This is a genomic window from Streptomyces colwelliae, assembly GCF_048158785.1.
GTDB lineage: Bacteria > Actinomycetota > Actinomycetes > Streptomycetales > Streptomycetaceae > Streptomyces.
Window position 1 is genome coordinate 1 of sequence record NZ_JBLTJC010000331.1, and the last position, 11,553, is coordinate 11,553.

16 protein-coding genes and 2 pseudogenes are annotated in these 11,553 nt (G+C 67.3%); 10 read left to right on the top strand and 8 right to left on the bottom strand.

Annotation, left to right across the window (positions count from 1 at the left end; all coding sequences use genetic code 11):
• The 4 genes and pseudogenes from ACNFOC_RS42000 to ACNFOC_RS42015 all read left to right on the top strand — a co-directional run.
• A pseudogene (locus ACNFOC_RS42000) lies at nt 1-135 on the top strand (ABC transporter ATP-binding protein); the annotation flags it as partial.
• Nucleotides 126-860, top strand: a pseudogene (locus ACNFOC_RS42005) (cytochrome P450); the annotation flags it as partial. The pseudogenes ACNFOC_RS42000 and ACNFOC_RS42005, both read left to right, overlap by 10 nt.
• Nucleotides 861-992: 132 nt before the next feature.
• On the top strand, nt 993-2,111 hold the full coding sequence (serC, locus tag ACNFOC_RS42010) for a phosphoserine transaminase (protein ID WP_416964280.1): 1,119 nt from the start codon (nt 993-995) through the stop codon (nt 2,109-2,111).
• 189 nt (nt 2,112-2,300) lie between these two features.
• Entirely contained in the window at nt 2,301-3,419 is a 1,119-nt protein-coding gene (locus tag ACNFOC_RS42015) for an FAD-dependent oxidoreductase (protein WP_416964281.1), read from the top strand.
• Between the two features lie 15 nt (nt 3,420-3,434).
• Here ACNFOC_RS42015 and ACNFOC_RS42020 read toward each other — a convergent pair whose 3' ends face one another.
• Nucleotides 3,435-3,620, bottom strand: a complete 186-nt coding sequence (locus tag ACNFOC_RS42020) for a DUF397 domain-containing protein (protein ID WP_416964282.1) — start codon at nt 3,618-3,620, stop codon at nt 3,435-3,437.
• A complete protein-coding gene (locus ACNFOC_RS42025; RefSeq protein ID WP_416964283.1) occupies nt 3,617-4,486 on the bottom strand; it encodes a helix-turn-helix domain-containing protein in 870 nt (289 codons plus the stop codon). Before ACNFOC_RS42025 ends, ACNFOC_RS42020 begins: the two co-directional genes overlap by 4 nt.
• Nucleotides 4,487-4,673: 187 nt before the next feature.
• On the opposite strand from ACNFOC_RS42025, the gene ACNFOC_RS42030 reads away from it, so the two are divergent.
• The 3 genes from ACNFOC_RS42030 (at nt 4,674) to ACNFOC_RS42040 (ending at nt 6,422) form a co-directional block, all read left to right on the top strand.
• Entirely contained in the window at nt 4,674-5,093 is a 420-nt protein-coding gene (locus ACNFOC_RS42030) for an ATP-binding protein (RefSeq protein ID WP_416964284.1), read from the top strand.
• A gap of 193 nt (nt 5,094-5,286) precedes the next feature.
• Nucleotides 5,287-5,967: a transmembrane-type terpene cyclase gene (locus ACNFOC_RS42035; RefSeq protein ID WP_416964285.1), complete on the top strand. Its 681-nt coding sequence runs from the start codon at nt 5,287-5,289 to the stop codon at nt 5,965-5,967.
• Entirely contained in the window at nt 5,964-6,422 is a 459-nt protein-coding gene (locus tag ACNFOC_RS42040; protein WP_416964286.1) for a PPOX class F420-dependent oxidoreductase, read from the top strand. Before ACNFOC_RS42035 ends, ACNFOC_RS42040 begins: the two co-directional genes overlap by 4 nt.
• On the opposite strand, the gene ACNFOC_RS42045 is transcribed toward ACNFOC_RS42040, so the two are convergent.
• The gene (locus ACNFOC_RS42045) at nt 6,419-6,958 is read right to left on the bottom strand and encodes a hypothetical protein (RefSeq protein WP_416964287.1); all 540 of its coding nucleotides are present in this window, start codon (nt 6,956-6,958) and stop codon (nt 6,419-6,421) included. The two genes, ACNFOC_RS42040 and ACNFOC_RS42045, sit on opposite strands and share 4 nt — an antisense overlap.
• A gap of 163 nt (nt 6,959-7,121) precedes the next feature.
• Between ACNFOC_RS42045 and ACNFOC_RS42050 the strand changes: the two genes are divergently transcribed.
• The gene (locus tag ACNFOC_RS42050) at nt 7,122-7,304 is read left to right on the top strand and encodes a hypothetical protein (protein ID WP_416964288.1); all 183 of its coding nucleotides are present in this window, start codon (nt 7,122-7,124) and stop codon (nt 7,302-7,304) included.
• 97 nt (nt 7,305-7,401) lie between these two features.
• On the opposite strand, the gene add is transcribed toward ACNFOC_RS42050, so the two are convergent.
• From add to ACNFOC_RS42075, 5 genes are all read right to left on the bottom strand, one after another.
• Complete coding sequence (add, locus tag ACNFOC_RS42055) at nt 7,402-8,442, bottom strand: adenosine deaminase (RefSeq protein ID WP_416964289.1); 1,041 nt, start codon at nt 8,440-8,442, stop codon at nt 7,402-7,404.
• A 131-nt stretch (nt 8,443-8,573) separates the two neighbouring features.
• The gene (locus ACNFOC_RS42060) at nt 8,574-9,101 is read right to left on the bottom strand and encodes a DUF6879 family protein (protein WP_416964290.1); all 528 of its coding nucleotides are present in this window, start codon (nt 9,099-9,101) and stop codon (nt 8,574-8,576) included.
• 52 nt (nt 9,102-9,153) lie between these two features.
• Nucleotides 9,154-10,005, bottom strand: a complete 852-nt coding sequence (locus tag ACNFOC_RS42065) for a helix-turn-helix domain-containing protein (RefSeq protein ID WP_416964291.1) — start codon at nt 10,003-10,005, stop codon at nt 9,154-9,156.
• Nucleotides 10,006-10,027: 22 nt separating this feature from the next.
• The gene (locus ACNFOC_RS42070) at nt 10,028-10,561 is read right to left on the bottom strand and encodes a DUF6879 family protein (RefSeq protein ID WP_416964292.1); all 534 of its coding nucleotides are present in this window, start codon (nt 10,559-10,561) and stop codon (nt 10,028-10,030) included.
• On the bottom strand, nt 10,536-10,793 hold the full coding sequence (locus ACNFOC_RS42075; protein WP_416964293.1) for a hypothetical protein: 258 nt from the start codon (nt 10,791-10,793) through the stop codon (nt 10,536-10,538). The genes ACNFOC_RS42070 and ACNFOC_RS42075 overlap by 26 nt, the downstream gene beginning before the upstream one ends.
• A gap of 234 nt (nt 10,794-11,027) precedes the next feature.
• Between ACNFOC_RS42075 and ACNFOC_RS42080 the strand changes: the two genes are divergently transcribed.
• Both ACNFOC_RS42080 and ACNFOC_RS42085 read left to right on the top strand, forming a co-directional pair.
• On the top strand, nt 11,028-11,237 hold the full coding sequence (locus tag ACNFOC_RS42080) for a hypothetical protein (protein WP_416964294.1): 210 nt from the start codon (nt 11,028-11,030) through the stop codon (nt 11,235-11,237).
• A gap of 19 nt (nt 11,238-11,256) precedes the next feature.
• Complete coding sequence (locus ACNFOC_RS42085) at nt 11,257-11,520, top strand: DUF397 domain-containing protein (RefSeq protein ID WP_416964295.1); 264 nt, start codon at nt 11,257-11,259, stop codon at nt 11,518-11,520.
• Nucleotides 11,521-11,553 lie beyond the last annotated feature (33 nt).

Consider the following 11,553-nt stretch of genomic DNA (forward strand, 5'->3'; position numbering starts at 1 on the left):
GGTATGCGCAAGAAGATCGGGCTCGCCGCCGCTCTCCTCCACAACCCCGAAGTCCTGTTCCTGGACGAGCCGTTCGAGGGCGTCGACCCGGTCTCCGCGCAGACCATCCGGGGTGTCCTGGAGCGCTCCCGCGCCTGAAGGAGCTGTTCGAGAAGTTCTTCTCGACGCAGACCCCGCCGGCCGAGGTGATCGCCACCCTCACGGAACTCGCGGGCATCATGGCCGCGACGGTCGCGGCCAAGCGCGCCGAACCCGGCGACGACCTGACCTCGGCGCTGATCGCGGCGTCCGAGGACGGCGACCACCTCACCGACGAGGAGATCGTCTCCACGCTCCAACTGATGGTCGCGGCAGGGCATGAGACGACCATCTCGCTGATCGTCAACGCCGTCGTCAACCTGTCCACGCACCCCGTCCAGCGCGCCCTCGTCCTGGCCGGCGAGGCCGACTGGTCCTCGGTGGTCGAGGAGACCCTGCGCCACTCGACGCCCACCTCGCACGTCCTGATCCGCTTCGCCACGGAGGACGTCCAGGTCGGCGACAAGGTCCTCCCGGCCGGGGACGCGCTGATCGTGTCGTACGCCGCGATCGGCCGCGACGAGGAGGCCCACGGCCCGACGGCGGGCGAGTTCGACATCACCCGCACCAGCGAGAACCGCCACATCTCCTTCGGCCACGGCCCGCACGTCTGCCCCGGCGCGGCCCTCTCCCGCCTGGAGGCGGACGTGGCGCTCCCGGCCCTCTACGAGCGCTTCCCGCACCTGGACCTGGCGGTCCCGGCGACCGAGCTCCGCAACAAGCCGGTGGTGACGCAGAACGACATCTTCGAGCTGCCGGTAAAGCTGACCCCGGGCGACTGATCCACTTGTCCACGGGCCGGACGGATCGTCTCATCGGTCGTCTCATCGGTCGTCTCGTCGGTGATCTCGCCGGTCGTCTCATCGAACGGACGCGTTTCCGTCCGGTTTCACCGAGGGGATACGCTCCGGCTCGTGGCTGATATCCAGATTCCCGCTGACATCAAGCCCGCCGACGGACGTTTCGGCGCTGGCCCCTCCAAGGTGCGGACGGAGGCGCTGGACGCGCTGGCCGCCACCGGTACGTCTCTGCTGGGCACGTCCCACCGCCAGGCCCCGGTCAAGAACCTGGTCGGCAAGGTGCGTGAGGGCGTCTCCGCGCTGTTCTCGCTGCCCGAGGGCTACGAGGTCGTCCTCGGCAACGGCGGTTCGACGGCCTTCTGGGACGTCGCGACCCACGGCCTGATCGACAACAAGTCCCAGCACCTGACCTTCGGCGAGTTCAGCTCGAAGTTCGCGAAGGCGGCCAAGCTGGCGCCGTGGCTGGCCGAGCCGACCGTCATCTCCTCCGACCCCGGCACGCACCCGGAGCCGGCCGCCGAGGCGGGCGTGGACGTGTACGCGTACACGCACAACGAGACGTCGACGGGTGTGGCCGCTCCCATCAAGCGCGTGGCGGGCGCCGACGAGGGCGCGCTGGTCCTCGTCGACGCCACGTCGGGCGCGGGCGGCCTCCCGGTCGACATCGCCGAGACGGACGTCTACTACTTCGCCCCGCAGAAGTCCTTCGCCTCCGACGGCGGCCTATGGATCGGCGTCTTCTCCCCGGCCGCGATCGAGCGCGCGGAACGTATCCACGCGTCCGGCCGCCACGTACCGGAGTTCTTCAGTCTCCCCACGGCGATCGACAACTCCCGCAAGAACCAGACGTACAACACCCCTGCCCTGTCTACCCTGTTCCTCCTCAACGAGCAGCTTGAGTGGATCAACGGCCAGGGCGGCCTGGCCTGGTCGACGGCCCGCACGAAGGACTCGTCGAGCCGCCTGTACAGCTGGGCGGAGGAGTCGAAGTACGCGACCCCGTTCGTGTCCGACCCCACCAAGCGCTCGCAGGTCATCGGCACGATCGACTTCGCCGACGAGATCGACGCGGCGGCCGTCGCCAAGGTCCTGCGCGCCAACGGCATCGTCGACACCGAGCCGTACCGCAAGCTCGGCCGCAACCAGCTCCGCGTGGCGATGTTCCCGGCGATCGACCCGGCGGACGTCGAGGCGCTGACGAAGTGCGTCGACTACGTCATCGAGAAGCTGTAGTCGTTTTCGCTACGACGATGAGGGGCGCCCTGCGGATCAACCGCAGGGCGCCTTCGTCGTCGTAGCCGGTGTCGGTCCGCTGTCGGTGGGCGGCGAGACGTGTCGGTGCGCTGTCGGCGGGGTCTGGAACGTTTCACGGAGGTCCTGCCGGGCGTCCATCCGGCAGGCGTGAACACGCGAGGAATCACTATGAGCACGCACGTCACGATCATCGGCGCGGGACTCGGCGGTCTCACGCTCGCCCGCGTCCTGCACGTCCATGGAATCCCGTCCACGGTCTACGAGGCGGAGTCCTCCGCGACGGCGCGCACGCAGGGCGGGCTGCTCGACATCCGCGACTACAACGGCCAACTGGCGCTTCAGGAAGCGGACTTGATGGAGGAGTTCCACGGCCTCGTCCTGGAGGGGCGTCAGGCGATGCGGGTCCTGGACCGCGCCGGGAAGATCCTGCTCGACCTGCCGGACGACGGTACGGGTGGCAGCCCCGAGGTGCTGCGCGGCGAGCTGCGGCGGATGCTGCTCGACTCACTGCCGGCCGGCACCGTCCGGTGGGGGCACAAGGTCAGCGGTGTCCGTGCGCTCGACGGGGGCCGCCACGAGGTGGCCTTCGCCGACGGCACCACCGTCACCACGAGCCTGCTGGTCGGCGCGGACGGCGCGTGGTCCCGGGTGCGGCCGTCGCTCTCCGACGCGGTACCCGAGTACATCGGCATCTCGTTCGTCGAGACGTACCTGTTCGACGGTGACACGCGGCACCCGACCAGCGCGAAGACCCTCGGCGCCGGAGCGACGATGGCGCTGGAGCCGGGAAAGGGGATCATGGCTCACCGGGAGCGCGACGGGAACTTCCACTCCTGGGTGATGCTGTCCAGGCCGCAGGACTGGTTCGCCGGCATCGACTTCACCGATCCCGCCGGGGCCACCGCACGGATAGTCCAGGAGTTCGGCGGCTGGGCGCCGGAACTCACCGCGCTGATCGCCGACGGTGAGACCGCACCGGTTCTGCGCACCCTCCACACCCTGCCCGTCGACCACCGGTGGGACCGGACACCGGGGGTGACCCTGATCGGCGACGCCGCCCACCTCACGGGCCCGAACGGCGAAGGCGCCAACCTGGCCATGTACGACGGCGCCGAACTCGGCAAGGCCATCGCCGCGCACCCCGACGACATCGAGGCCGCGCTCACCGCGTACGAGCAGGCGATGTTCCCCCGCAGCGCAGCGTCCGCCGTCGACGCCCCCGATCTCCACGTGATCCTGGGCGACGGCACACCCCATAGCCTGCTCGACAGGTTCGCCGGAAGCTGAGGGGACTGAACGGCCTCAGAACTGCTGGAGGAATTCCTGCCAGGCGTCGCGGGAGACGGTGAGGAGGGGGGCGGCACCGTCTTCCGGGTGCTTGCTGTCGCGGATGGCTCGGCCGTAGCCGGTTGTGTCGGCGACCTCTACGCAGTTGCCCTCGCCGGTGGAGTACGACGACTTCCGGAAGGTGCTTACGATCTCGGTCACGATGTGTTGTCCTTGCTGCTCCGCAGTGCACTTCGAATCAGTCGCGCACTGGCGTCCGGTCCCAATGCCGCCGATCGTAGTTGGTCGTACGCGTTGGCGTAAGCGGCAAGATCCTCAGCACCTTCAAGGACCGAAGTACCTCGCAAGTTGTCCATAGTTACGGCTTCGACGGTCGGCTCGGACTCGAAACTGAAAGAGGAGAAGGCGTACGTAGAACCCGCCACCGCCCCCGCGCTGAACGGCAGCACCTGGATGGTGACGTTCTTCCGCTCACTCACCTCAAGGATCCTGGACAACTGCTCCCGGTGAATCTCGACGCTCACCATCGGCTGCGTGACCACGGCTTCCCAGAGGATGGCCGTGTACGTTGCTGCACCCTCCTCGATCTTCGCCTGTCGCCCCTCGCGCACCTTCACCAACTGGGCGATCCGTTCGGGAGCGATGTAGTGAGGAGTCGAGGCGATAACCGCCTCCGCGTAGGCCGGAGTTTGCAGCAACCCGGGTACGAGCACCGGTTGCCATTCCCGGATGTACGTGGCGTCGTCCTCCAAAGCGATGTGATCGACGTAGTCCGGCCGTAGGTGTGCGGCGTGCTCCAGCCACCAGCCCCGGTTCTTGGAGTGCTTGGCCAACTCCTCCAGTTTGACGCGCACTTCCGGGTCCTTGACGCCGTACGCATCCAGCAGCAGCCGCACTTCGATCACACGCGCCGTGACATGACCGCTCTCAAGTCGGCTGATCCTGGCCTGACTTGCCGCGATGACCTCGGCAGCCTGCGGCTGATCGAGCTTGGCCGCGTGTCGGTACTGCCTGAGCGCCGTACCCAAACGCCTGCTGCGTACCGTCGGCCGTCCACCTGCGGGCATGGGCCCTCCCCTCATCTTTCGGCAACGATGCCACACGGACCGCTCCCTCCGAGAGCATGTCACTCGATCGAGTGGACAGGTGAATGCATTCACTCGAACCTGTTGCGCAGGCGCCGAATCCAGCCGTAGCTTCATGAAGGCGCCGCAGCACAGCCCAACTTGATGCCCCGTCAGGACGGAGTTCCCCATGCCCGCGTCCGAAAGCTTCCGCATCCCCAAACACCGAAGCCACGTCCCCACCGCCCGCCAACGCGTCCGCAAGACCCTCGCGGACTGGGGCATCACCGACGAACTGGCCGACGCGGTCACCCTGTTGGCGAACGAACTCGTCACCAACGCCGTGACCCACTGCCAGGTCTCCTACTCCCAGATCAAGGTCGAACTCACCCTCAACAGCGCGGAGTTGATCCTGGAGGTGTCAGACCCGGACCGGGACAGACTCCCCCGACTCCACGACTCGACCCCGGATGAGGAAGGCGGCCGCGGCCTCGCGCTCGTCGACGCGTTGGCCGACAGCTGGGGATGCCGGCAGGAGCCGTACGCGAAGTGCGTGTGGGCGAGGTTCGACCTGGAGGGGGTTCAGGCTCATGTTCCGGCGACTTTATGAGGCGATGACCCGCCTGCTCGCACGCCCAACTCCCTTGAGCGACACGGAGCTTGCGCAAGAAGTCAGGACGCCCGACCCCTACGTATGGCGACTCCCGCCCGTCACACTCACGTAAGACGGTCATCGCCCACATCCCCGAACGTGTCTGTTAGCGTCCGCGCGACCCCTCGGAGATCCGCAACAGGAGACGCAGATGCATATCGCCCTCATCCTCGCGAGCGGCATCGCCTGGACGATCGTGTACATCGAAGCGATCCGAGTCGGGTTCCGCGAACGCACCTACGCCATGCCCGCCGTCGCGCTGGGCCTGAACTTCGCGTGGGAGTGGACGTACGCGGTGCACAACCTGGCCTTCGACCCGTCCGTGCAGGGTGGCATCAACCTGGTGTGGGGCATCGCCGACGCCGTGATCGTGTACACGTTCTTCCGGTACGGCCGCGCCGAGTTCCCGTCGTTCGTCACACCACGGATGTTCGCCGGGCTGAGCGTGCTGCTGTTCGGGATGTCGTTCGCCGTGCAGTGGCTGTTCCTGGCGAAGTTCGGCGCGGAGGACGGGGCCGGCTACTCCGCGTTCCTCCAGAACCTGCTGATGTCCGCCCTGTTCATCGCGATGTTCGTCGCACGGCGCGGACTGCGCGGGCAGTCGGTGACGATCGCGGTGGCCAAGTGGCTCGGCACACTCGCGCCCACGATCCTCTTCGGCGCCCTTGAGGACGACGGCGGGTTCCTGCTCGGGCTCGGCATCATGTGCAGCGTGCTCGATCTCGTCTACGTCGGGCTGTGCGTCCAGGCGAAGCGAAACGGCGGCGTGGGTGACGTACCCGAGCCCCTCACCGTGACAAATCGGGCCGACAGTGCCTCCATGGAAGCATGACCAGTTCGAGCAGCCCGAGCACGAGCCCCGAGCCCGATCCCTTCGTCAACCTCGCCAAGCCGTACGCCGTCCTACTCACCACGCACAAACGGGACGGCACGGGCGTCGGCACCCCCGTGAGCCTGGCCGTCGAGGGTGACCACGCGTACTTCCGCACACCGGGCAGCGCCTGGAAGGCCAAGCGGATCCGCAACAACCCCGAGGTGGAACTCGCCCCCGCCACCGTCCGCGGCAAGCCGACCGGCCCCGAGATCCACGCCCGCGCGCGACTGCTGGACAACGGCGGCGCGGAGGACAAACACGCGGCGAAGCTACTGCGCCGCAAACACCCGTTCCTGCAAGGGATGTTGGTACCGCTGGCGCACAAGGCGATGCGGACGCCGACGTTGCACTATGAGGTGCGGCCCGTGGACGAGAACAGGAACGGGAACGGGAACGGGAACGGGACGAGCTAGCCTTCCCCACCCGCGTTGGTCAGCGCGTCCACGATCATGCGGGTGGCGAAGTCGGGGTTGTCGGCGATGCGGTTGATGTGTTCCGCGAGCAGGAACGCCGTGGCCTCCAGAGGCGTCATCTCCTCCTTGGTCCAGTCGCCGTACTGCTGACGCCACAGGTTGGGGCTCAGTTCGGTACCGGCGGCGATCACCAGGCCGGCCATCATCGGGATGACCTCGGGGGGACAACTCCTGGGCATCATCCGCATCGTGGCCACGAGGGTCGGCACCACGTACTCGATGACGTCCTTGCCCTCACTCTCGTGGGCCTTCCGCAGCCACGTCATGAACATATAGATGAGCGTGCACGCACCGTCCACCAACTCATCCAGCCCATCGGGCCCGAGCGACGCGAGGAACTGCTCCATCAGCTCCTGCTGTTCGGGATCCGTCGCGGACTTTCCGGCATGAACGGCCTTGAGCCGCGAGTCGACCATCATGAGCGCGGCGCCCACATCACCGACGGGAGCGTACGCGGGGTCACAGGACGCTGACACAGGATTCCTCCTCCGCTGGCCGCACTGGGTAACGCGGCGCGTTCGCAGAGTAGTTGCCCGACGGGACGCAGGTCGGCGCCTTTGTCACCTTTCATGGCAACAAGACGAGGAGTTGCCTCAACCATCCCGCGCCATAAGGCCGTTCACCTGATTGGATCTGAACGTGGATGACACGCTGTGGAACAGACTGCCGCCAGAGGCACAAGCAGAGGTAGACGCGCTCATCGCCGCCGGCCGCAGCATCCAGGCCATCATGGCGATGCGCGAACACACCGGCCAGCCACAGCCCGAACTGCGGGAGTGCATCGATCTGTTGGCTTGGCGGCATGGGGCGCTGGGCGAATAGACGGTGCTTGACGATGCCCGCTCGCCGCGCATGTTGACGGCGCCATCTCTGGCTCTTTGACGAATGTCCCACATCTCTGGCCGACTGCGCCCGAGGGCTACTGACGGGTGCGGCAGTCGCCACGCCCCTTGGGACGGGGGGTCGTTGCTTTGTCAGGGGTGTGCAGCCATTCGCCGATGCGTGTGGCTGCGTCCTCCACGGTTGCGCGCGGGGCGCCGGAGGATTCGACCGAGGTGAGGGCTATCGCGGCGAGTTGAGGGTCGGTGAGGGCGAAGGTCGTGCGGGCTGTTTCGTACTCGTCCAGCAGGCCGGGACCGAACAGGAGAGGGTCGTCGGCGTTGAGTGTGCACCGGACGCCGGTTTGCAGCAGAAGCGGGAGAGGGTGGACGGACAGGGATTCCACGACGCCGAGGGCGACGTTGGAGGTGGGGCAGACGTCGAGGACCACCCCTTCCGCAGCGAGGCGGGCGACGAGGGCCGGGTCCTCGACCGCCCGTACGCCGTGGGCGATCCGTCGCGCGCCGAGCACGTCGAGTGCGGCACGCACGCTGGCCGGACCGGCGAGTTCCCCTGCGTGCGGGGCTGGAATCAGCCCGGCATCACGGGCGATGGTGAATGCCTGGGCGAACGGCTCAGGAGCGAATCGGGCCTCGTCTCCGGCCAGACCGAAGGAGACCACTCCGTTTCCTGCCCGCCGGGCCGCGAGGCGTGCGGTCCGGACTGCTTCCGACGGATCTGCGTTGCGCCGGGCGTACACCAGGACGCCGAAGCCGATGCCCAGCCGGGCAGCAGTGCAGCGGCCTTCGTTGATCACCGTGTCGAGCAGGTCGAGCGCCGCGCCCGGATCGTCCTCGTAGGTCAGGGGGTTCACCTGCGGCTCGATCCACACCGCTCCGTCTGCTGCGGCGTCCTCGACCACTTCGCGCACCAGCCGCAGAAGGTTCTCCCGCGGACCCTCGCGCACCAGCCGGGCAGCGACGCGATACATGGACATGAAGTCCTCGAACGACGTGAAGCCACCTGCGCCCGACGGTTGTCCGCCGTGCTCGCCCGCCAGTTCCGCGAACGTGCCGGGGCGCATCGCGCCTTCCAGATGGAGATGGAGATGGGCCTTCGGCAGACGGGCCAGGCTTCGCATGGTGCATCACTCTACGGCGACCGCCGTGCCGGTCGTCCGGAGGTGCGACGGTCACCATGTGGCCGATGTGACCACGGCGTTGGAGCCCTCCTGGACAGCTCCGTTCACCGGCCGACGGTCCGCCCTGCGCACTACCTGATCTTGTACTCCTGGTGCGGGGTTGCTCGCGCCCACACCGCCTCGAACGCCCCGGCGCACAGTTCCGCCGCGGACGGGTCCTCGCTGATCTCTCCGCCACCGGACGCGCCGTCCCCGGTGAAGTGATTCCAGCGGATCAACCGGTCGTCCAGGAGCCAGAAGTCGTTGCCCGGCAGCGCGATGTCGGAGGCCTGCCGACGCGGAAGCCACCGCACCTGCTCACCGGCCTCGATGTTGACCGGCGTGCCCGCGTACTCGTAGCGGATGTAGTCACTGACCGGTTCCGACACGATACGGGCGCGGCGCACGACCACTCCACGAGCAACCGTACGACGGATGAGGCTCGTCCAAGGGCCCCAGTGCGGGGACTCCGGGTCGTTGTCCCGTTCTCCCGTCCGCTGCCAGTGGCCGAAGTCGTCGGCCTCGCCGGCGACTCCGTATATGTCGCGCATCTCCAGGTGGACGGCCGATCGCCGCGCACTGTCGAGAAGTTCAGCGAAGCTGGGCACGTTCTGCGGCATTGCACACCTTCCTCAACGTAATCAAGACCTGAGAGTGCAGACAGCGGCCGGATCAGCGCAGCGCGTCGATGGCCCTCACTATCAGCGACCGGGCGTCCGCCCCGTACACGGCCATGCTTCGGAGTTGCTCGAACGCCTTGATGTAGAGCGCGATTTCAGAGGGCTGGGTGATGTTGACCTCGGCGGTGGCCAGCTCGACGGCGGCGAGGGTGTCGTCGTGGACGTTGAAGGTTTCCTGCGGCCAGATCGCGCGCTCGCGAGTCGCCGTCGGGATGATGCCGAATGACACCTGCGGGAGCGCCCCGGCCGTGAGGAGGTAGCCCAGTTGTGCGGCCATCGCCTCGGCATCACCGAGTTGGTAGTACAGCACCGCCTCCTCGATGACGAACACGAAACGATGGCCCGGCTCATGGATCACCTGCGAACGCCGCACCCGCGCAGAAGCAGCCTCCGCCGCGTCGTCCGGAACCCCGTGGAAACGGGCGCTCATGCCGAGCAACGCCCGCGCGTACCCCTCACTCTGGAGCAACCCCGGTACCAGGACCGGGGAGTACACCCGCAGCAACTCGGTCGACCGGTACACCTCGGCGTAGCTGTCCTGCAACTTGGCCAGGCCCGTACGAACGCGCTGCCGCCACTCCCGATAAAGGGATTCCGCGTGCTGCGAGGACGCGATCAGGTCCGGGGTCCGGCCGATGGCGCCTGTCGCGCGACACCACAGGCGAATGTCGGTCGGAGACGGAGGGGTGCGGGCGTTCTCGATGCGCGAGGTCTTCGCGTGATGCCAACCGCACTCGTTGGCCAGCTCAGTGACCGTCAGGCCTGCGTTCTTCCTCAGGTCGCGCAGTTGCCGCGCCACATTCTCGCGTGCGGCTTGGGCCGAAGAAGACGGGGATATGGGCATGAGCTGACCAACAATGCTTCTGTCAGTGGATCTCGTACGTCTCGTGCGGGACGGCGCGTTCCCAGACTGCCTCGAAGGCGTCCGAGCACTGCTTGACGATACTCGGCTCGGTGCGCAACTCCTTGCCCGGGTCAGCCCAATCGCCGACGCCGGTGAAGTGGTTGAAGAGGACCTGCGTCCCGTCGAAAATCCACAGATCCGCGCCCGGCAGCATCAGGTCGACCGCCCTCGGGCGGGGCAACCACCGCACCTGTTCGCCGGCCATCACGTTGACACCCGTACTCGCGTGCTCGTACCGGATGTAGTCGGTGACCGGTTCCGAGACGATACGGGCACGCCGTACGACGACACTACGGGCGACCGCGCGGGAGATCAGGTCGACCCAGGGCGCCCAGTACTCCGAGGTGGGATCAGTGTCCCTCCGCCCGGTGCTCAGCCACGCGTTGAAGTCATCCGCCTCGTCGCCGACCGCGTACTGATCGCGCATTTCGAGGTGCACGGCGGAGCGCTGCGCGGCCTCCATGAGTTCGTCAAAGCTGGGCACGTTCTGCGGCATCGCAGGCCTCCCTCAACATCTGCGCCAGACGGGCGGGAATGCGAATCACGGTCTCGTGGTCCGGGATGCCCTGCGCGTGCCCAGGCGCCGTGTTCTTCGCGCACTCCACTCGCGTCGCCTCGTCGGCCGTATAGCTCTGGATCACGATGTCCGCGTTGTCCACGTCCACCCATGCGGTCGGTGATCCGTCCCTGCCCGTCTCCGGGTCGATCCCGATGAACCGTAAGCGCATGACTGCCTCCGATTGCCTGATAGTGCGCCGATGTGCACCACATTCGCGTTCGGGCAAGCATCGGTCAAGAGCACAAAGCAGCCATGCCCCTATTCAAAAGTCCAAGTGCACATTGGTGCACATAGCTGGCTGCGACGGGTATCTCCTCTCTAGCCTGAGGCTGTACGGAGAACCCCGGTAAGGCGACGGAGCCTCATAAGTCGTGGCCGACCGACATTGCCGAGGAGTACCCGCATGAGGCAAGGCACAGCCCATCCGCAGGTCCCCGCCGGCTTCGACGCATGGCTGCTCGACTGCCTACCGGCCCCGAACTGCGACACCTGCACCGCGAATTGGCGCCAACTCACCACCTCCAAGCAATCCGGCGACATCCCTCAGGCCGCACGCCACGCCACCGAGATCCGCGATCACGCCTCCGGAGTGCACGCGAGTCCGACCGACTGACCAGACAGGAAGGCACCCCATGCTCAACGGCACCGATCTCTACGCCCTCGACATCACCTCGGCCTCGTTCACGCAGGCCTGCGGCGGCCCCTGCACCGAGGGTTGCGTGACCCTCGCCCGGATCGGCGACGACTCCTGGGCCCTCGGCGACAGCAAGCGGCCGGACAAGGAGCCGCTGCGGTTCAGCACGGAGGAGTTGAGCGTGGCGGGGATCGACCGGCGGCTGGACCCCTGGTGGGCAGCGTGCTGTCGGCGCGGGCCGGGTTCCCGGCGATGGGCGTGATCCTCGCGGTGGGGCTGGTCGTGATCGCCGTGC